Genomic DNA, 19,747 nt, shown 5'->3' with positions numbered 1-19,747 from the left:
GCTTCGCACCAGTGCCGCCACCAGCTGCGGCCGCCCTTCCAACCGAGATCTGGAGACATCATGAAACTCAAGGCGATTGCATTGGCGTGCTGCCTGGTGGCCCCGCTGATGGCCGGTGCCACCGACCTGGTGGTGGCCACGGTGAACAACGGCCACATGATCGAGATGCAGAAGCTCACCAAGCATTTCGAGCAGGCGAATCCCGGCATCAAGGTGAAGTGGGTGACGCTGGAAGAAGGCGTGCTGCGCCAGCGCGTGACCACCGACGTGGCCACTAAGGGCGGCCAGTTCGACGTGATGACAATCGGCATGTACGAGACGCCGATCTGGGGCAAGAAGGGCTGGCTCAACGAGCTGAAGCCCGATGCCGGCTACGACGTGGACGACCTGCTGCCGGCCATCCGCAACGGCCTGTCGGCCAACGGCAAGCTCTACGCCGCGCCGTTCTATGGCGAGAGCTCGATGCTGATGTACCGCACCGACCTGGCCAGCAAGGCCGGCATCAAGTTCGCCGACCGGCCCACCTGGGAGCAGGTGCGCGACGCCGCCGCCAAGATGCACGACCCGGCCAACGGCGTGTACGGCATCTGCCTGCGCGGCAAGCCGGGCTGGGGCGACAACATGGCCTTCATCACCACCATGGTCAATGCCTTCGGCGGCCAGTGGTTCGACATGAACTGGAAGCCGCAGCTGGAGAGCAAGCCCTGGAAGGACGCGGTGAACTTCTACGTGGACCTGCTCAAGAAGTACGGCCCGCCCGGCTCCTCGTCCAACAGCTTCAACGAGATCCTGGCGCTGTACAACGAAGGCAAGTGCGCGATGTGGGTGGACGCGACCATCGCCGCCTCCTTTATCACCGACCCCAAGCAGAGCAAGGTGGCCGACAAGGTGGACTTCGTGCAGGCGCCCTCCGCGGTGACCGACAAGGGCGCGAACTGGCTCTGGGCCTGGGCGCTGGCCATTCCGGCCGGCTCCAAGAATGCCGACGCGGCGCAGAAGTTCATCAACTGGGCCACCTCCAAGGACTATGTGCAGCTGGTGGCCAAGGAGGCCGGCTGGGGCAGCGTGCCCACCGGCACCCGCAAGTCCACCTACCTGTCGCGTGAGTTCCGCCAGGCCGCGAAGTTCGGCCAGGCCGAGCAGAAGGCCATCTTCTCCGCCAACCCCAACGAGCCCACCCTGCCCAAGAGCCCGTATGTGGGCGTGCAATACGCGGCCATTCCCGAGTTCCAGGCGATCGGCATCGCGGTGGGCCAGCAGATGAGCGCGGCGCTTGCCGGCAAGACCTCGGTGGACGACGCGCTGAAGGCCTCGCAACTCGCCGCCGACCGCGAGATGCGCAAGGCGGGCTATTACAAGTAAGCCGGAGCAAGCTGTGCTGAGTACCACCACCGACGCTGCGACGCTGGCGGCGCCCGATGCAGCGCTGGACGCCGCCGCGCCGGTGGCGGCGCCCTCGCTCGCAGGCCGGCGCCGCGCCAGCCCCGGATCGGCCGAGCCGCAGCGCGCCGTCGCCCGACCCTTCGCCCGCGTGCTGCTGGCGCCGGCGGTGGTCACGCTCTTCCTCTGGATGATCGTGCCGCTGCTGATGACCCTGTACTTCTCGGTCATCCGCTACAACCTGATGCAGCCGGGCGAGCACGAGTTCATCGGCCTGATGAACTACGAGTTCTTCGTCACCGACCCGTCGTTCTCCACCGCGGTGGGCAACACCTTGCTGCTGCTGGGCAGCGTGATCGCGATCACGGTGGTGCTGGGCATCGCCATCGCGCTGCTGGTGAACGAGCCCTTCCCCGGGCGCGGCATCGTGCGGGTGCTGCTGATCTCGCCCTTCTTCGTGATGCCCACGGTGAACGCGCTGCTGTGGAAGCACATGATGATGAACCCGATCTACGGCGTGTTCGCGCAGATCAGCAAGGCGGTGGGCGCGCAGCCGATCGACTGGTTGACCGACTACCCGCTGTTCTCGGTGATCGTGATGGTGGCCTGGCAGTGGCTGCCCTTTGCCATCCTGATCTTCATCACCGCGCTGCAGAGCATGAACCGCGAGCAGCTGGAAGCCGCCCGCATGGACGGCGCCAACGCGGTGCAGCAGTTCCGCTTCCTGGTGCTGCCCCACCTGTCACGCGCGATCGCGGTGGTGGTGATGATCGAGATGATCTTCCTGCTGTCGGTGTTCGCCGAGATCTTCACCACGACCGGCGGGGGCCCTGGGGATGCCAGCACCAACATCGCCTTCCTGATCTTCAAGCAGGCGCTGCTGAACTTCGACGTGGGCGTGGCCTCGGCGGGGGCGCTGTTCGCGGTGCTGCTGGCGAATGTGGCGGCGGTGTTCCTGATCCGCATGGTCGGAAAGAACCTCGAAAGGTAGCCATGGCCTCCCCTGTTGCACTTCGGTTTCCGCCGGGCCTGGTGGCGCGCACCCTCGCCGCCTGGGCCGTGGCGCTGCTGGTCTTCTTCCCCATCGCCTTCATGCTGCTCACGTCCTTCAAGACCGAGCTGCAGGCGATCTCGGTGTCCACCATGTGGCACTTCACGCCCACGCTGGACAACTACACGCTGGTGCAGACGCGCAGCGACTACCTGCAGTACGCGCAGAACTCGGTGATCACCAGCGTGGTGTCCACGCTGGTCGGCCTGCTGATCGCTGCGCCCGCGGCGTATTCGATGGCCTTCTTTCCCACACGCCGCACCAAGGACGTGCTGATGTGGATGCTGTCCACCAAGATGATGCCGGCGGTGGGCGCGCTGGTGCCGGTGTACGTGATGGCGCAGAGCACGCAGCTGCTGGACACGCGGCTGGGGCTGATCATCGTGTTCACGCTCAGCAACCTGCCGCTGATGGTGTGGATGCTGTATTCGCACTTCAAGGACATCCCGGTGGACATCCTCGAAGCCGCGCGCATGGACGGCGCCAGCCTGTGGCATGAGTTCCGCCACATCGTGCTGCCGTTGAGCCTGGGCGGCCTGGCCTCCACCGGCCTGCTGTGCCTGGTGCTGAGCTGGAACGAAGCGTTCTGGTCGCTCAACCTCACCGCCGCCAAGGCCGGCACGCTGGCCGCGCTGATCGCCTCCTATTCCAGCCCCGAAGGCCTGTTCTGGGCCAAGTTGTCGGCGGCCTCGGTGATGGCCATCGCACCCATCGTGGTGTTCGGCTGGTTCAGCCAGAAGCAGCTGGTGCAGGGGCTGACCTTCGGCGCCGTCAAGTAAGGAGAAAGACACATGGCATTCCTGCAACTGAGCGGCGTCGAGAAGTTCTTCGGCACGCACCGCGCCATCAAGGGCATCGACCTCACCATCGAGCAAGGGGAGTTCGTCGTCTTCGTCGGCCCGTCCGGCTGCGGCAAGTCCACCTTGCTGCGGCTGATCGCGGGGCTGGAAGCCGTCGACGGCGGCAGCCTCATGCTGGACGGCCGCGACATCACGCGCCTGCCCTCGGCGCAACGCGACCTGGCGATGGTGTTCCAGAGTTATGCGCTCTACCCGCACATGACCGTGGCGGAGAACATGAGCTTCGCGCTGCGCCTGGCCAAGGTGGACAAGGCCGTCATCGCGCAGAAGGTGGCGCGTGCGGCCGAGATCCTGAACCTCACGCCCTACCTGGAGCGGCTGCCCAAGGCCTTGTCGGGCGGGCAGCGCCAGCGTGTGGCGATCGGCCGCGCGATCGTGCGGGCGCCCAAGGTGTTCCTGTTCGACGAGCCGCTGTCCAACCTGGACGCGGCGCTGCGCGGGCAGACCCGGGTGGAGATCGCCAAGCTGCACCGCGAGCTGGGCGCCACCACCATCTACGTCACGCACGACCAGGTGGAGGCCATGACCCTGGCCGACCGCGTGGTGGTGCTGCGTGACGGCGCCATCGAGCAGGTGGGCTCGCCGCTGCAGCTGTACGACCAGCCGGCCAACCGCTTCGTGGCGCAGTTCATCGGCACGCCGCAGATGAACGTGGTGGAGCTGGCCGAGCTGCCCATGGCCGCGGCGCAGGCGCGCAACGCCGCCTTCGTGGGCGTGCGGCCGGAAGCCCTGCGCCTCACTGATGCCGGCCGCGGCCAGATCGCGGCGCAAGTGGAGCTGGTGGAAGCGCTGGGCGCGGAGACCCTGGTGTACCTGCACACCCAGCGCGGCGCGCAGATCGTGTTGCGGCAGAACAGCCGCACCTCGCTCGCGGCCGGCGACGCGGTCGGCGTGGACGTGGACGTGAGCCACCTGCACCTGTTCGACACCGAAGGGCGCCTGCTCGCCACCGCCCACTGACGCCGCCCCGGAACTCCGATGTCCCCTGACGCTTCCTCGAATCGCCTGCGCATCCTGCACCTCGGGCTGGGCGCCTTCCACCGCGCCCATCAGGCCGTCTACCTGCACCAGCTGATCCAGCAAGGCGACACGCGCTGGCAGCTGGCCGGCACCAACCTGCGGCCGGACATGGCCGATACCCTGCTCGCGCTGCAGCGCCAGGGTGGCGCCTACACGCTGGAAACCGTGTCGCCCAGCGGCCAGCGCCATTGCGACCGCATCACGTCGATCACCGAAGTGATTCCGCATGAGCCGAAGCTGGCCACTGCGATCGCACGCGCGGCCGACCCGAGCACGCGCATCGTGTCCTTCACCGTCACCGAAGCGGGCTACTACCTGGACGACCAGCACCGCCTCGACCTCACTCATCCCGACGTGGCCGCCGACCTGGCCGGCCGCAGCAGGCAGACGATCTACGGCGCCGCAACCGCCATGCTTGAGGCGCGCATGCGGCAGCAGGCCGGTGGCCTCACCTTGCTGAACTGCGACAACCTGCGCCACAACGGCGACCGCTTCCGCGACGGACTGCTGCAGTTCATCGCCGCCTTGCAGCAACCGGAGCTGCTGGACTGGGTGCACACCCACACCAGCTGCCCCAACGCGATGGTGGACCGCATCACGCCACGGCCCGCGCCCGAGCTGAAGGCGCGCATCGCGCAGGCCATGCACTGGAACGACGAAGTGCCGGTGATGGCGGAGGACTTCATCCAGTGGGTGATCGAGGACCGCTTCTGCAACGGCCGCCCCGCGTGGGAAACGGTGGGCGTGCAGATGGTGGCCGACGTGCAGCCCTACGAAGAAGCCAAGATCCGCATCCTCAATGCCAGCCACAGCTGCATCGCCTGGGCCGGCACCCTGCGCGGCTTGAGCTACATCCATGAAGGCACGCAGGACCCGGTGATCCGCCGCATGGCGCACGACTACGTGACCAACGACGTGATCCCCTGCCTGCACAACCCGCGGCAGGCAAGCCCGGTGGACCTGGGCGCCTATCGCGACACGGTGCTGCAGCGCTTTGGCAACCGCGCCATCGCGGACACCAACCAGCGCGTGGCCGCGGACGGGTTTGCCAAGATCCCCGGCTTCATCGTGCCCACGATCCGCGAACGCCTGGCCGCGGGCCAGGGCATCGCCAGCGTGGCCCGGCTGCCGGCCTTGTTCCTCGCTTTCCTGCAGCGCTGGCATGAAGGCCGTTTGCCGTATGCCTACCAGGACCAGGCGATGAACCCGGAGCGTGCCCATGCGATCTGCGCGGCCGCCGACCCGGTGCAGGCCTTCAGCACCGAGCCTGCGCTGTGGGGCGAGCTTGCCGGCAACGAAGCACTGCACACGGCGCTCGCGGCCGCCCGCCGCGAGATCGCCACATTCATCGATGAAGGAGTGCTGGCATGAATAGTTCGTCGCAACGCCTGCTGGGCCGCCACGCCCTGTTGACCGGCGCGGCCGGCGGCATCGGGCTGGCGGTGGCCGAGGCGTATGCCGCCGAAGGGGCGCGCTGCACGGTGGTGGATCTGTCGCAAGCCCCATCGGCCGGCGTGCGCGCACTCATGGAAGCGGCGCCCGAGGCGGTGCACTACCTGGCCGCGGACATCACCGAACAAACCCAGATCGATGCCATGGTGCAGGCCGCGCAAGCCCGCTTCGGCCCCATCGACGTGCTGTTCAACAACGCCGCGGTGTTCGACCTGGCGCCCCTGCTGGACAGCGACGAGGCCATGTACCAGCGGTTGTTCGACGTGAACGTGAAGGGCATGTTCTTCACCATGCAGGCGGTGCTGCGGCAGATGGTGGCCCACGAACGGCGCGGCCGCGTGGTCAACCTCGCCTCCCAGGCCGGCCGCCGCGGCGAGGCGCTGGTGTCGCACTACTGCGCCAGCAAGGCCGCGGTGATCAGCTACACCCAGTCGGCCGCGCTGGCGATGGCACCGCACGGCATCCGCGTGAACGCCATCTCGCCCGGTGTGATCGACACGCCGATGTGGGGCCAGGTGGACGCGCTGTTCGCCCGCTACGAAGGCCTGCAGCCGGGCGAGAAGAAAGCCGCGGTGGGCAAGGCGGTGCCACTGGGCTACATGGGCGCGCCGCAGGACATTGCGGGCGCGGCCGTGTTCCTGGCCAGCGACGAGGCTTCGTACATCACCGCACAGACACTCAACGTGGACGGCGGTAATGTGATGAGCTGACACGCCACGCGTCACGCCATGCACGCCCCCACCCACCGCCGCCCACCCGCTCCCGAGCTGGAGCACGCGCTGCTGCGCAACCCCGACCTCGGCTACGAGCCGCCGGAAAGCGGCGGCTTCCTGCGCTGCCTGGACCACGGTTTCCCTAACCCGCTGGTGCGCTGGCACTACCACGACGAGTACGAGCTGCACCTGATCGTGGCCACCTCGGGCAAGGTGTTCGTGGGCGACTACATCGGCCACTTCAGCCCCGGCCACCTGGTGCTCACCGGCCCGCGCCTGCCGCACAACTGGATCTCCACCGACGCGCCGCCCGAGGGCGTGGCGCTGCGCGACCGGGTGGTGCAGTTCGCGCACGAGCCGCTGGAGCAGGCCGCGCAGCACATCACCGAGCTGCGCGAGGTGCTGCCGCTGCTGGAGCGCGCCCGCCACGGCATCGAGTTCTTCGGCCTGTCGGACCTGGCCTATTCGCGCATGGAGCACATCCGCGCCAGCCGTGGCCTGGCGCGGCTGGCCGCGTTCTGCGAGTTCCTCACCCTGCTCGCCCGCTCGTCGGACTACCGGCTGCTGTCCAGCGTGCAGCTGCAGAGCTTCGACGACGATGAATCGCTGGCGCAGATCAATGCCGTGGTCAGCTACGTGAGCGAGCACTGTGCCGAGCCCTTGTCCATGGCCGAGGTGTGCCGGCGCTTCCACATGACCGAAAGCCGCTTCTCGCGCTTCTTCCGCCGCGCCACCGGCAACACCTTCACCGACTTCGTCAACCGCATGCGCATCAGCAAGGCCTGCGAGCTGCTGATGCAGACCGACCGCTACGTCACCAACATCTGCTACGACGTCGGCTTCAACAACGTGGCCAACTTCAACCGCCGCTTCCTGGAGATCAAGGGCATGACACCCACCGACTTCCGGCGCCAGGCGGAGGTGCGCTTCGGCGCCGGCACATAGGACGCAACAACGCCTCCCCCTAAGCCAAGGGCGGCACCTGGGAACCGACCCAGCTAGCCGACCCGAAGCGCTTGCGAGACATTGCGGCCAGCCTCGCGCAGGCGGGGATCGCTATCGCAGGGAGAGTCCATGAGGATCGACAACATCGGCGGCACCACGATGCACGCCGTGGAAGACGAGCCGGCGCTTGACGTACGCACCGGCCAGGCAGACCCGGCCGCCGCGGGGCAGCCGCAAGCCCAGCCGGAGGCGCTGGCGCCGATGATGGTGGTCGACGAAAGCGGGGCCGCGATGGCGGTGCTGGTGGAGCAGGACACCGCGGCCGCACGCCGGCTGCTGGCCACCGCCACCGTGGCGGAACCGGCGCCGGCGCAAGTGGCCGGGCCGCAACCGGCCACACCGGTGGCGCAGGCCATCGCTGCGGCCTACCCCGGCACTACGACGAACCCCGCAACACCTCTGGCGCTGCAGGCCGTGCCACCGGCCGCCAATGCGCCGGCCATGGCCGCATCCGGCTACACCGGTGAGCCGCCGGTCGATGCGCAGTGGCTGGCCGCCCGCGAGACCACGCTGGTGGCCGTGCGTGCCGACTACGAAGCCGCGCGGGCGCAGGCCCAGGCCAGCGGCGGTGCGGGAGCGGGCTGGGTGCCCGCGCTGATGATCACCGACGAAAGCGGACAGACCCACAGCGCCAGCGGCGCCGCTGCGGTGTTTATCCCCGACCCCGGCGCGGCACCCAGCATCGTGGGCTACGACGAAAGCGGCCCAGTCTACGGCCCGCCCGCGGGCCAGTGGCTGGAGTTCAACGAAGAGGCCTTTGCGGCGACCTACCGTGCCCAGGCCGGTGCACCCCTGCAGGCGCTGGCGGCGCAGTACGGCACCGACGTGCCCACCCTCTTTGCCCAGCATCCCGACATCTGGCGCGTCGCCACCGCGGACCACGCCCTCAATGCCGGGCCGCCGCCCGCCGGCCGCGCCATGGGCGACGCCGGCCAGCTGGGCATGCTGGACCTGTACATGGCCGACCCGCAGGTCAAGGCCCTGATCACCACCTACGGCGGTACGCCGGCGCCGGCCATGGACGGCATTGCGCTCGAACAGGTGCGCATCTACGGCGAGCAGCGCTACGAGCAGCTGAGCCGGCTGTCCAACGCCATGCAGTCGGTGCGCGACCAGTACACCAGCGCGATGGGCCAGGCCCAGGCCGCGGGCAACGGCCCCGGCTGGGTGGAGCGGGCACGCACCGTCACGGTGAGCGACGAGAGTGGTGTGCAGAGCACGCACACGCTCTACGTCACCGACGAGAGCGGCCAGCCGCTGCGCGATGCCTCGGGCCAGCCGATGGCACAGACGGACCGCGTGTTCGACCCCGACGCGTTCACCGCCTGGTACGAGCAGCAAGGCGGCCTGCAGCACGAGGCCTTCGCCGCCTTCTACGGCGCCAGCCACAGCCAGTTCGCCACGGACGAATCGGGCCGCAACTTCGCCAGCAGCATCAGCTTCGACAACCCGAACTGGTCGATGTACGGGGTGGGCGGCGGCATGCAGCACCGCGACCTGCTGGGCATCGACCCCAACCGGCCGCCCGAGCTGAACGACCGCAACATGGTCGGCTTCGACCTCGAGGCCGGCTGGGCCACGCCCCACGGCAACATCCACCAGGACCGCGACTGGTTCGAGACCGCGGTGCAGATGGTGATCGTGGGCGCGGTGGCGTACGTGTCGGCCGGCACCCTGGGCCCGGCCGCCGCGGGTGCGATGGGGCTCACGACCACCACCGCGGCGGGCGCCACCGCGCTCACCGCGGCCGGCGTGGTGGTCTCCGCGGCCGTGGCCGGCGCGGCCACCTCGGTGGCCAGCGGCATGCTGAGCGGTAACCTCACGCTCAAGGGCGTGCTGCAGGGTGCGCTGGCGGGCGGGCTGACCGCGGGCCTGATGAACGGCCTGGGCCCGATCGCCAACGAGGTGGGCGGCGCGGCCGGCACGATCGCGCTGCGCACCACGGTGCAGGGCGGCGTGCAGGCCCTGCTGGGCGGCAAGTTCGAAGACGGGGCGCTGGCCGGCTTTGCCGGCGGCCTGGCCGACCTGGCCAGCAGCAACATGCAGGCCAACATCGCGGAGGCGGTGAAGAACGGCAGCATGACCGCCACCCAAGCGGCATCGGCCAAGATGTTCGCCCGCGTGCTCGGCTCGGCCATCCGCGCGGCAGGCAACCCGGACGATCCGGAACACGCCTTCGCCAGCGCGTTCCTCGCCGACACGCTGCAACAGCTCGACCCCAAGCCAGAGACGAGAACTGCCTTCGACGACGAGGGCAACCTGATGCCTGGCATCGTCGACCCCAACGCGTCGCCCGAGCAGCAGCGGGCGCAGCTGCAGGCGCAGCTGGAGCGCCAGGGCTTCAGCACCGAGCAGGCCAGTGCCCTGGCGGCACAGGAGTTCGACAGCCGCGTGGCGGTCACCTACCCCGTCGGCCCTGGCAGCGGGCCGGTGCGGCCCGACAGTGAGCGCAACTGGGACATGACGCGCCGTGACGACACCGGGCGCATCGTGGAGCGCAACGTCTGGCAAGGTGACAACAAGGTCCTCAGCTATCGATCGGACGTCGAGGGCCAGTACACGCTGACCGCGGGACCGAACCATGCCCTGGTGCGCGGCACCGACGGCCAGCTTCAGCTCGTTGGGGCGGACCAGATCCAGGCAGGCGCCTGGACCGTCGTGGTGCCGCCCGGCCAGACACTCGTGACCAACGGCGCGCAGGCGCTCACGCTGGCGGGCAATGCCGACCCCCGGCAGCTGATGCTCGCCTCGACGCTGGTCGCCCCGTGGACGCTGGCCGAAGGCGCCCTCGTGGGCGAAGGGGCCCTGTCGGGCCTGGGCACCTGGGCCGCCCGCTGGGCCCCCACGGCCTTGCGCGGGGCAGGCGCCCTGGGCCTGGCGCTGTATCCCACGCCACTGGGAGGCGGCGAGACGGTGGTGCCGTTCAACGAGAACACCCGTTTGGTGAAGCCCGGCAGCGATGTCACCGACGGCTACCTGGAAGTGCGCAGCGAGTCAGGCGAGTGGCTGCGCCTGCAGGACCGGCAGTTCAACGAATACGCCGTCCGCGACCTGCTGACCACCCAGCGCACCAGCATGCTGACGCCCGAGGAACTGCGGCAGCTGACCGGGCCGTTGATCAACGTGGCCCCGCCGCCGGCGGGGCCGGGGGTCATCACGACGCCACCGCTCAGCCCCGAAGACCGCGACTTGCTCGACAAGCCGATCACGACGCCGATCGCGCCGCCCTCGCCCGCGATCATCCCGGGCTCACCCATCGAGCCGCAGACAATCGACGAGCTCATCATCACGAGCCGCGGCTTCGAGCCCGGCACAGCCGAGCACAAGGCCGCGACCTGGGACTACTACCAGGAGCGCGGCGGTGAGTGGGACTACGATCGCTGGTCCTCCACCTATGACGCGAATCAAACCCGGGCGGCGCAGGCCAACGATGCCGCAAACCGCTACCGCGACATGGTCGGCTGGGGCGCGCGGGAGGTGACGGTCCAGGTGGAGCTGGATGGACGAACGGAGAACCGGAGACTCGACATCGCCGACCCTGACCTTCGCAAAGCCATCGAGTACAAGACTGGTTATCAAACTGCCACGGCCGACAACCTGTGGGAGCTCGCACGCGACGCCGAACTCGTGAAGCAGGGATGGAGCGTGCAGTGGGTGTTCCGGGATCGCGTATCAGCGCCGTTGGAAGATGCCCTGAGGCGAGCCGGGATCGACGTGAAGATCGGAGATTGATGTGACTGCGAACGCGACAACCGACGACCAATTCCAGGTGTGGCTCATTGAGATGGACAACGCGCTGCAGCGGTTCGTTGCTTCGGCGCCGCCTCAGCTGGCCGGCAAGCTGGACTTCACGCCGGAATCCCTGGACGTGGTCGAAGCCTGGGCCCTGTCGAAATACCAGTCGCCGCAAGAGATTCGGCCCTCGTCGGAGACGGCGTTCCATGACGGTGCCGCGCGCTACATCGGGGAGGTCATTCGCAAGCACACCGGGAGCAAGTGGTCGCTGGACCGCTCGGATCCCAAGAAACTGAACTACGGCGTTCCGGCGCTGACCGGCGGCAAGCTGAGCATTGGCATGGCGCCGCTGACTTTGGTCACCGCCCTGCTCGACCGCCGGACTGGCAAGTACTTGTCGACCATTTTCCGCAACGTCACGGCGTGAAGACCCCACGACACTTTGCCGCCTCGCTGTGCGCAGCGGCACTCGCAGGCTGCGCCGCCCCTTACCAGCCCTACGCGGGCGGTGACGCTGCCAAGGTGCGCATCGCACTCGGCCAGGCGGGCGTGTTCTCCAGCGTGGCTGGCAACCTGAGAACGATCACCGACGGCAAGTGCAGCGCCCCGGTGCGCCTGCCGCAGCTGTTTCCCTACGCTGAACCCAGCACCGCCACCGTTCGCAAGGACGGCCGCAGCGACACCGGCCCGTCGCTGTATCCGCGCGCGGGCATGGTGGGCTCCCCTGACCCCACACGCAGCGATGTCGTGGAGCTGCAGTTGCCAGCCGGGCGTTATCAATTCGCGCTGTTCGGCTCGCTCGGCCCATCGATCTGCGGCATGGGGGTGGAGCTCCACCTCGAACGATCCGGCCAGTACGAGATCGACATCGGGATCGACGGCCTGGCGCGCCAGTGCCGGGCACAAACGAAACGACTCGACATGCCGACAGCAGCCCAGGCGCAGTGGCGCAGCACCCCGATGCTGCCTGCGACACCCTGCTCGACATAGCGCCATGAACCTGCGCTTCAAGACCAGCCTGCTCGAACACGCCAAGGCGGTGGGCGCATGGGCACGTGCGCGCCATGCGCGCACCACCATCGACGCGATGGACCTGTCGCTCACGGTGCGCTTCGAGTCGCGCGAGTTCCGGCTGCTGCCGCAGTTCGTGGGCCGACGCGACGGCAAGCAACTGGTGTACTTCGACGTGCCCGACCGTTTTGCCATCGGCTTCGTCGGCTGGCTGCCCTACCGCGCGCAGGGCTGGGACATCTCGCTCAGCAAGCTCGACTTCAAGAAGGCTGCGCGCGATCTCGACATCCCCACGCCGGCGCACTGGCTGCAGCTCGAATCGGTGACCGCGCCCTTCGTGGTCAAGCGCGCGCGCGGCGCGTTCGGCTATGGCATGCGCGGCCCGTTCAAGGCCAGCGAGGCCGGCAAGCTGAGCCTGCAGGAGGGCGAATACTGCGAAGAGTTCAAGTGGGGCCGCATCGCACGCGCCTGGTACTGGAGCGGCACGCTGGCGGTGCTGGAGGTCTTTGACATGCCGCGTGTGACGGGCGACGGCAGCCACACCTACGCCGAGCTGTTGCAGCGCGCCAGCCCGGAAGCGCCGGCGGACCACGAGCACCTGGCGCGCCTGCAAGGTGTGGAGCCGGGTGATGTGCCACCCGCGGGCACGCAGGTGGTGTGCGACTACCGCTACGTGTCCCCCTTCAATCCCACGGTGTACGAAAACAGCAACCTGCTGCCGCGGCTGGCCGGCACCCCGCTGGCGCAGCGTTTCGTGGACGCAGGCCAGCGCCTGTGGCCGCGCATCCCCGGCCCGCCTGGCCGCCAGATCGGCTTTGCGCTGGACGCGATCGTGGACGCGAACGACCAACCCTGGTTCCTGGAAGTGAACAGCAACCCGCAGTGGCATCCGGACATCTACGGGCCGATGCTGGATGCACTGTGTCCGATGGCCGCCGCATGAACACCCGGCTGGCCGAGCACCGTGCATCGCCATGGCGATGGCGCATCGGGGTGGCCCGGCCGGAGGACCGGGCCGGCGTGGAGGCCGTGCGCCGCAGCGCCTACCGGCAGGCCCGCGAGTTCAGCTGGAAGGACGAAGCCCTGCTGCAGTGGGGCCCCGCGGACGACGCCGCCACGGTGCTGGCGGCCTGGGACACCGATGGCCAGGTGCTCTCCACGGTTCGCGCCACCGTGCTGCCGACCATCGCGCAGGCCGAGGGCTTTCTCGAATATTCGCTGGCTGGCATCGACATCGCCGCGCCGGCGCTGGTGCTGTCGCGGGCGGCCACCACACCGGCTGCGGCGCGCCAGGGGCTCAACTCGCTGCTGCGGTACGCCTACCTGTGCGGCGCTGCGGCCTGCGAGCCGATTGCCAGCGTGATGACCATCGTGTACGAAGGCGGGCCACGGCTGAACGCGATGCGCGAGGCGGGATATGACTTTTCCCGGCCCTGCGCCAACTGGGATTCCGAGGCCGTGACACACACGCGGGCCTTGCTGGCCTCCATGCCCCGCCAGCGTTTGCCGCACGCGCTGGCCGCGTTGTCGGCCACGCTGGCGGGCGACTTGCGCAGCGTGTGGCTCGACAGCACGGCCATCGCGCGGGCTTTTTCTGCCCACTGCCACGCATGCTCCCCTGCGCCAGCCCGCCTGCACGCTGGCGCCACGCCCTGACCCGCGCTGCCAGCGCAACGGCCGGGCCGCCCGGCACAGGTCTTACACTGCGGCCTGCGCCAGCGGCCTGCCGCGTTTTCCGCCTGCGCCGCCCATGCGAGCCGGGCAGCACCCTCCCGCCGTAGTTCAATGGATAGAACGAGCGCCTCCTAAGCGCTAGATACAGGTTCGATTCCTGTCGGAGGGACCACCCGTTTCAGGTGCTTGATGGGGGATGTCCCCTGCTCTAGAGTGAATGCAGCTGTGCTGTATTCAGGGGCAAGGAGGAGCCTGTCTCCATGAAAGCTTCCGGGCACGCGCGCCGGCACACGGTTGCACGGCGCTTCACCGACGAGCGCGTGCTGGCCCTGCAGCAAGCCCTGGCCGAGCAAACCCGTGCCCGCGAGGCCGCGGAGCTGGCGCTCAAGGCCGCCCAAACGGCCGAACGGGCGCGCATGCAGACGCTGGTGCGAATCGTCCACGACCTGCGCGCCCCGATGCAGTCGACCATGAGCTGGATGCATCTGCTGCGCGCGGCGGAGGATCCTGCCAAACGCGACCTGGCGCTGGAGCGCATCCAGCACAACATCGACCGCCACGCCCAGATGCTGGGCGAACTGAGCCTCCTGGCCGGCGAGCCTGGTGCGCCGGGCACCGGGCGCCGGGCGGGTGAACACGCAGAGCCACCACCCGCCACGGAGCCGGCGCAGCCCACCCAGCCGGGCGCCCTGCATGGCGAGCCCCGGCTGTCCAGCCGGGAACGGGCCGCCTTGCGCGGCTTGAGGGTGCTGTACGTCGAAGACGCCGTGGACACCGCGGAGGTGGTGCGCCTGATGTTGTCCGACCTGGGCATGGATGTGAGCGTTTGCCACCGCTTCGACGAAGCGCTGGAGCGCATCCGCCGCGGCCGCTTCGACGTGCTGCTGTCCGACCTGTACCTGGACGGCCTGGGCAACGGGCTGGACCTGGTGCGGGAGCTGCGCCAGCTGCCGCCGGAGCAGCGGGTGCCGGCCGTGCTGCTGTCCGCCTATGGCGAGGAGGAGCACCGGCGCGCCAGCGCGGCGGCCGGCTTCAGCGCCCACCTGACCAAGCCGGTGGACATGACCGCCGTCGCCCACACCCTGGCCAAGGTGGTGGCCAAGGCCTGAGCGGCTGGCCGCACGGCCGTTATTCGCGCACCTGCACGCCCTTCCAGAAGGCCACGCGGCCCTTGATCTCGGCCGCCGCTTCCTTGGGCTCGGGGTAGTACCAGACGGCGTCGGGATTGGCGTCGCCGTCCACCAGCAGGTTGTAGTAGTGCGCCGTGCCCTTCCAGGAGCAGGTGGTACGCGTGTTGCTCGGCATCAGGTAGTTGCGGTTGACCGCGCTTTCGGGGAAGTAATGGTTGCCTTCCACCACCACCGTGTCGTCGCTTTCCGCGATGACTTCACCATTCCAGATCGCTTTCATGTGATTCCTCTCGTTTTCCCGCTTGAAAGGGGGCCGGGGGCGTGCAACTTTCGAGGGTGAAGCACGCTCCAAGCCAGGGCCCGGTTTTATACTGATCCGGGCATTTTCTTCCCTCTCTCCCTCACGAAAGAAGCAGTTCACATGGGTGCCAAGATGAAAGTGGCCGGCCTGGTCGCCCTGGGGGCGGTGGCTGGTGCCCTGACCACCATCCAGTTCCAGGCGTTTGCGCGCAGCTCCCTGAGCCCCCTGCCCCTGGAGGAATTGCAACAGCTCGCGGCGGTATTCGGCCTGGTGAAGGCGGAATACGTGGAGCCGGTGGACGAGAAAAAGCTCATCGGCGATGCCATATCCGGCATGGTGGCCGGCCTGGACCCGCACTCCCAGTATTTCGACAAGAAGAGTTTCAAGGAGTTTCGGGAAGGCACTTCCGGCCGTTTTGTCGGCGTCGGCATCGAGATCGGCATGGAAGACGGCCTGGTCAAGGTGGTCTCCCCGATCGAAGGCTCCCCGGCCTTCCGCGCCGGCATCAAGGCGGGTGACCTGATCACCAAGATCGACGACACCGCGGTCAAGGGCCTGAGCATGGACCAGGCGGTCAAGCGCATGCGCGGCGAGCCCAACACCAAGGTGCAGCTCACCCTGTTCCGCAAGAGCGAAAGCCGCACCTTCCCGCTGACCATCACGCGCGAAGAGATCAAGGTCCAGAGCGTGCGCGCCAAGGTGGTGGAGCCCGGCTACGCCTGGGTCCGCATCACCCAGTTCCAGGACCGCACGGTGGAAGACTTCGCCCGCCGGCTGGAAGAGATCTACAAGCAGGACCCGAACCTGAAGGGCCTGGTGCTGGACTTGCGCAATGACCCGGGCGGCCTGCTCGAAGGCGCAGTCGCCGTGTCGGCCGCCTTCCTGCCGCAGGATGCCCTGGTGGTGAGCACCAACGGCCAGTTGCCGGATTCGAAGCAGAGCTTCAAGGCATCGCCCGAGAATTACGCGCGCCGCGGCGGTGACCCGCTGAAGCGCCTGCCCGAAGCCGTCAAGCGCGTGCCGCTGGTGGTGCTGGTGAACGAAGGCTCGGCCTCGGCCAGCGAGATCGTGGCCGGCGCACTGCAGGACCACCACCGCGCCATCGTGATGGGCGCGCAGACCTTCGGCAAGGGCTCGGTGCAAACCGTGCGCCAGCTCACCGGCGACACCGCGCTCAAGATCACCACCGCGCGCTACTACACGCCCAGCGGCCGCTCGATCCAGGCCAAGGGCATCGTGCCCGACGTGATGATCGACGAGACCGCCGAGGGCAATGTGTTCGCCGCCCTGCGCATGCGCGAGGCCGACCTCGACAAGCACCTGGGCACCGCCGACGAGAAGAAGGACGAAGCCCGCGAAAAGGCGCGCGAGGAAGCGCGCAAGAAGCTGGAAGAGCAGTTCGCCAAGAGCAAGGAAGCGCCCAAGCCGCTGCCCGAGTTCGGCACCAACGAGGACTTCCAGCTCGCCCAGGCGCTCAACCGCCTGAAGGGCAAGCCGGTGCTGGTGAGCAAGACCATGACCGAGCGCAAGGCTGAAGTCGAAAACAACTGATCCCGGCCTTCAGCGCCGCCCACCGAAGGCCCGCCGCGTGCGGGCCTTTGCCTTGGGGCGCCCCGCAGGCCGATTTCGTATGCTCGCCGGATGAACGACCAACAGCTGCTGCGCTATTCGCGCCACATCCTGCTCGACGAGATCGGCATCGAGGGGCAGCAGCGCCTGCTGGCCGGGCACGCGCTGGTCATCGGCGCGGGCGGGCTGGGCTCTCCCGCGGCGCTGTACCTGGGCACCGCGGGTATCGGCACGCTGACCCTGGTGGACCACGACAGCGTGGACCTCACCAACCTGCAGCGCCAGATCGCGCATTCGATGGCGCGAGTGGGCGCACCCAAGGCCGAGTCGGCGGCGCAGAGCGTGGCGGCCATCAATCCGGAGGTGCGGCTGCAGCCGCGGGTGCAGCGCGCAGATGCCGCGCTGCTGGACGAGCTGGTGGCAGCGGCCGACGTGGTGCTCGACTGCAGCGACAACTTCAAGACCCGCCATGCGGTGAACGCCGCCTGCGTGGCGCACCGCAAGCCGTTGGTGGCGGGCGCCGCCATCCGCTTCGACGGCCAGATCTCGGTGTACGACACACGCCAGACCGACGCACCTTGTTATGCCTGCCTGTTCCCACCCGACGCGGGTTTCGAGGACGTGGCCTGCAGCACCATGGGCGTGTTCGCGCCGCTGGTGGGCCTGATCGGCAGCCTGCAGGCCGCGGAAGCGCTGAAGCTGCTGGCAGGCATCGGCACCTCGCTGGCCGGGCGGCTGCAGATGGTGGACGCGCGCACCATGGAGTGGACCGAGATCCGCGTGCGGCGCAGCCCGGATTGCGCGGTGTGCGCGCCGCATCGGCCGCAGTGATCCACTGCCTCAGGCGCTAACGATCCAGCCTTCCAGCCGGTCGTGCGTTTCCGGCAGCCCGTGGCTCGGCTGCCCCGCCGCCCAGCCCGCCTGCATCAGGCACAGCACCGCATCGAGCTTGTCGCCGCTCGCATCGTCCACCAGCGCATCGCGTTGCGCATGGCTCAGCTTCAAGCGCAGCCCGAGCCGCGTGCGGCCCTGCTCCAGCGCCTCCACGACGTCCTTGCGCGCGATCAGCCGCTCGGGTGTCTGCTTGGCGGTTTCATCGCTCTTGTAGGAGCGCCGCCCGATCAGCTCACGCGCCAGCAGGCCAGGGTAGCCCTCCAGCGCCACGCGTGCGCGGTCGCCGTCCAGGCCGACGGCCGGCAGGCTCACACCTGCGGCCACCAGCAGCGGCACCCCCGCATGCAGCATGTAAGCCACCGGCGGGTTCACCCACTTCATCGACGGTGACGAGCCCGCCGGCGCATCGCAGGCGCGGTGTGCGAACTTGGCGCCCACCGGCCGCGCGGCGCAGAAGGCCGCGAAGGTGCTGCGGATGTCTTCGCGCGTGAGGCCCGCGTAGTGCTCGACCAGTCGCGCCCACTCGGTGGGCCAGCCCAGGTGTTCCACCAGCTCGCGCGGCAGCCCGAACGGAAAGTCGAAGGCGCCCAGCCAGGCACCCGGCGCCTGCAGCCAGTCGGCAAAGGCGTCCAGGCTGGCGCAGGCCTGCGTGGTACCCAGCCGCAGCACTGCGCCGTGGCGCTCGCCATGCGCCACGGTGATGGGCTTGCGGCGGGTGGGCCGGCTGCTGAAGTCAACACCGACCAGCGGCGGAAAAGCGGAAGACATGGCGTGGATTGTGGCGGGGGCAGCACCTGCACAATCCCTCCAGGAACCTCTGCCGATGCGCCCGCTGACACGACGACTTTTAATCTCCCTGGCCGCGCTGGGCACCCTCGCCGTGGTGCTGCTGCTGGCCTACCACTTTGCCCTGCAGCGGCTGCAGGCGGTGCTGCTCGATGCGCTGGGGCCACGCGCGAGCGTGGACGCCATCGACCTGGGCTGGACCGGCGTGGAAGTGCGCAACCTGCGCATCCGCGCCGAGCGTGGCGGCCGTCGGCCCTGGCCGGCTGCGGACGAGTTGCGCGCCGAACGCGTGCGCGTGCGGCCCGACCTGGCCAGCCTGTTCGGCGGCCGCTGGCGCATCGGCCGGGTCGAGGTGGACAAGGCCTACCTCTCGCTGTACCGCACGCGCGATGGCAAGCTGCATCTGCTGCCGGCGCTGCTGGAGCGGCCGGCGCGCACCGATGCGCCGTCTGACGGCGATACGCCTGCGGCCGCGGCCCCCCTGGTGCTGCTGGACCGCGTGACGCTGCGAGACGCGGAGGTGGATTTCTACGACGCCTCCGTGCGCCAGCCGGCCCACCGCATGCGGCTGGCCGCGCTGCAGGCCGAGGTGCGCGACATCCGCCTGCCCACCGTGGACCAGCCGATGGACATCGCGGTGCAGGCGTTGTTCAAGGGCCCGCACCGCGACGGCACCCTCAAGATCAACGGCACCTTGACCCCCGCCACGCACGACGCCGCCCTGAAGGCCGACTTCCGCGGCGTGGAGCTGGTGGCGCTGGAGCCCTACCTGCTGAAGGTGGCCGAAGGTGGCGTCAAGAGCGGCACGCTGGACCTGGCGCTGAAGGCGGACGTGAAGAACAACCGGCTGCAGGCGCCCGGCACCCTGACGCTCACCCAGGTGGAGCTGCGCAGCGGCGGCAGCTTTGCCGGGGTGCCGCAGCGCGCGGTGCTGGCCGCCATGGGCCGCGACGGCCGCATCGAACTGCACTTCACCTTGGCCGGCCGCCTGGACGACCCCAACTTCTCGCTCAACGAGGACCTGGCCACGCGCATCGCATCCGCCATGGCGGAAAAGCTGGGCGTGAGCATGGGCGGCGTGGTGGAGGGCTTGGGCGGCGTGATCAAGGGCCTGATGGGGCGCTGAGCACTGCGGCGCGGTATGGCGCTTGCCGGCGCTGGACACA

Annotated in this window: 18 protein-coding genes and 1 tRNA gene; 17 read left to right on the top strand and 2 right to left on the bottom strand. The window is 68.9% G+C overall.

All coding sequences use genetic code 11. The annotated features are described in order from the left end of the window. Nucleotides 1-60 precede the first annotated feature (60 nt). The 14 genes from VPH43_RS10375 (at nucleotide 61) to VPH43_RS10310 (ending at nucleotide 15,010) form a co-directional block, all read left to right on the top strand. Nucleotides 61-1,362 (top strand): ABC transporter substrate-binding protein, encoded by a 1,302-nt coding sequence (locus VPH43_RS10375; protein ID WP_328577612.1) that lies wholly within the window; start codon nucleotides 61-63, stop codon nucleotides 1,360-1,362. A gap of 208 nt (nucleotides 1,363-1,570) precedes the next feature. Next, nucleotides 1,571-2,371, top strand: coding sequence for a carbohydrate ABC transporter permease (locus VPH43_RS10370; RefSeq protein ID WP_328577851.1), 801 nt, complete (start codon nucleotides 1,571-1,573; stop codon nucleotides 2,369-2,371). Nucleotides 2,372-2,373: 2 nt separating this feature from the next. Further along, nucleotides 2,374-3,210, top strand: a complete 837-nt coding sequence (locus VPH43_RS10365) for a carbohydrate ABC transporter permease (protein ID WP_328577611.1) — start codon at nucleotides 2,374-2,376, stop codon at nucleotides 3,208-3,210. 12 nt (nucleotides 3,211-3,222) lie between these two features. Continuing rightward, the gene (locus VPH43_RS10360; RefSeq protein ID WP_328577610.1) at nucleotides 3,223-4,251 is read left to right on the top strand and encodes an ABC transporter ATP-binding protein; all 1,029 of its coding nucleotides are present in this window, start codon (nucleotides 3,223-3,225) and stop codon (nucleotides 4,249-4,251) included. Nucleotides 4,252-4,269: 18 nt separating this feature from the next. Continuing rightward, the gene (gene dalD / locus VPH43_RS10355; protein WP_328577609.1) at nucleotides 4,270-5,682 is read left to right on the top strand and encodes a D-arabinitol 4-dehydrogenase; all 1,413 of its coding nucleotides are present in this window, start codon (nucleotides 4,270-4,272) and stop codon (nucleotides 5,680-5,682) included. After that, on the top strand, nucleotides 5,679-6,473 hold the full coding sequence (locus VPH43_RS10350) for an L-iditol 2-dehydrogenase (protein WP_328577608.1): 795 nt from the start codon (nucleotides 5,679-5,681) through the stop codon (nucleotides 6,471-6,473). Before dalD ends, VPH43_RS10350 begins: the two co-directional genes overlap by 4 nt. Nucleotides 6,474-6,491: 18 nt before the next feature. Continuing rightward, complete coding sequence (locus tag VPH43_RS10345; protein ID WP_328577607.1) at nucleotides 6,492-7,421, top strand: AraC family transcriptional regulator; 930 nt, start codon at nucleotides 6,492-6,494, stop codon at nucleotides 7,419-7,421. Nucleotides 7,422-7,550: 129 nt separating this feature from the next. Then, nucleotides 7,551-11,213: a hypothetical protein gene (locus VPH43_RS10340; protein WP_328577606.1), complete on the top strand. Its 3,663-nt coding sequence runs from the start codon at nucleotides 7,551-7,553 to the stop codon at nucleotides 11,211-11,213. A 52-nt stretch (nucleotides 11,214-11,265) separates the two neighbouring features. Continuing rightward, complete coding sequence (locus VPH43_RS10335; RefSeq protein ID WP_328577605.1) at nucleotides 11,266-11,643, top strand: hypothetical protein; 378 nt, start codon at nucleotides 11,266-11,268, stop codon at nucleotides 11,641-11,643. Then, on the top strand, nucleotides 11,640-12,206 hold the full coding sequence (locus VPH43_RS10330) for a hypothetical protein (protein ID WP_328577604.1): 567 nt from the start codon (nucleotides 11,640-11,642) through the stop codon (nucleotides 12,204-12,206). The genes VPH43_RS10335 and VPH43_RS10330 overlap by 4 nt, the downstream gene beginning before the upstream one ends. 4 nt (nucleotides 12,207-12,210) lie before the next feature. Next, the gene (locus VPH43_RS10325) at nucleotides 12,211-13,170 is read left to right on the top strand and encodes a hypothetical protein (RefSeq protein ID WP_328577603.1); all 960 of its coding nucleotides are present in this window, start codon (nucleotides 12,211-12,213) and stop codon (nucleotides 13,168-13,170) included. Continuing rightward, on the top strand, nucleotides 13,167-13,883 hold the full coding sequence (locus tag VPH43_RS10320; RefSeq protein WP_328577602.1) for a hypothetical protein: 717 nt from the start codon (nucleotides 13,167-13,169) through the stop codon (nucleotides 13,881-13,883). The genes VPH43_RS10325 and VPH43_RS10320 overlap by 4 nt, the downstream gene beginning before the upstream one ends. 111 nt (nucleotides 13,884-13,994) lie before the next feature. Next, nucleotides 13,995-14,073, top strand: a tRNA-Arg gene (locus VPH43_RS10315). 88 nt (nucleotides 14,074-14,161) lie between these two features. Continuing rightward, nucleotides 14,162-15,010, top strand: a complete 849-nt coding sequence (locus VPH43_RS10310) for an ATP-binding response regulator (RefSeq protein ID WP_328577601.1) — start codon at nucleotides 14,162-14,164, stop codon at nucleotides 15,008-15,010. 19 nt (nucleotides 15,011-15,029) lie between these two features. Here VPH43_RS10310 and VPH43_RS10305 read toward each other — a convergent pair whose 3' ends face one another. Further along, nucleotides 15,030-15,311 carry a DUF427 domain-containing protein gene (locus VPH43_RS10305; protein WP_328577600.1) on the bottom strand — a complete coding sequence of 94 codons (282 nt, stop codon included), beginning with the start codon at nucleotides 15,309-15,311 and terminating at the stop codon, nucleotides 15,030-15,032. Between the two features lie 141 nt (nucleotides 15,312-15,452). Here VPH43_RS10305 and VPH43_RS10300 point away from each other — a divergent pair, with 141 nt between their 5' ends. Together VPH43_RS10300 and VPH43_RS10295 are read left to right on the top strand one after the other, a co-directional pair. Beyond that, nucleotides 15,453-16,883: a S41 family peptidase gene (locus tag VPH43_RS10300; RefSeq protein WP_328577599.1), complete on the top strand. Its 1,431-nt coding sequence runs from the start codon at nucleotides 15,453-15,455 to the stop codon at nucleotides 16,881-16,883. Nucleotides 16,884-16,973: 90 nt separating this feature from the next. Then, nucleotides 16,974-17,732 (top strand): HesA/MoeB/ThiF family protein, encoded by a 759-nt coding sequence (locus VPH43_RS10295; RefSeq protein WP_328577598.1) that lies wholly within the window; start codon nucleotides 16,974-16,976, stop codon nucleotides 17,730-17,732. A 9-nt stretch (nucleotides 17,733-17,741) separates the two neighbouring features. On the opposite strand, the gene VPH43_RS10290 is transcribed toward VPH43_RS10295, so the two are convergent. After that, nucleotides 17,742-18,563, bottom strand: coding sequence for a DUF429 domain-containing protein (locus tag VPH43_RS10290; protein ID WP_328577597.1), 822 nt, complete (start codon nucleotides 18,561-18,563; stop codon nucleotides 17,742-17,744). 55 nt (nucleotides 18,564-18,618) lie between these two features. Here VPH43_RS10290 and VPH43_RS10285 point away from each other — a divergent pair, with 55 nt between their 5' ends. Beyond that, a complete protein-coding gene (locus tag VPH43_RS10285; protein WP_328577596.1) occupies nucleotides 18,619-19,707 on the top strand; it encodes a DUF748 domain-containing protein in 1,089 nt (362 codons plus the stop codon). The last annotated feature ends 40 nt before the right edge of the window (nucleotides 19,708-19,747 follow it).

The organism is Ideonella sp. BN130291 (genome assembly GCF_036231905.1).
Classification (GTDB): domain Bacteria; phylum Pseudomonadota; class Gammaproteobacteria; order Burkholderiales; family Burkholderiaceae_C; genus CAMLIZ01.
Note: the sequence above shows the minus strand (reverse complement) of the source record. Positions and strands in the feature narration are given on the sequence as shown.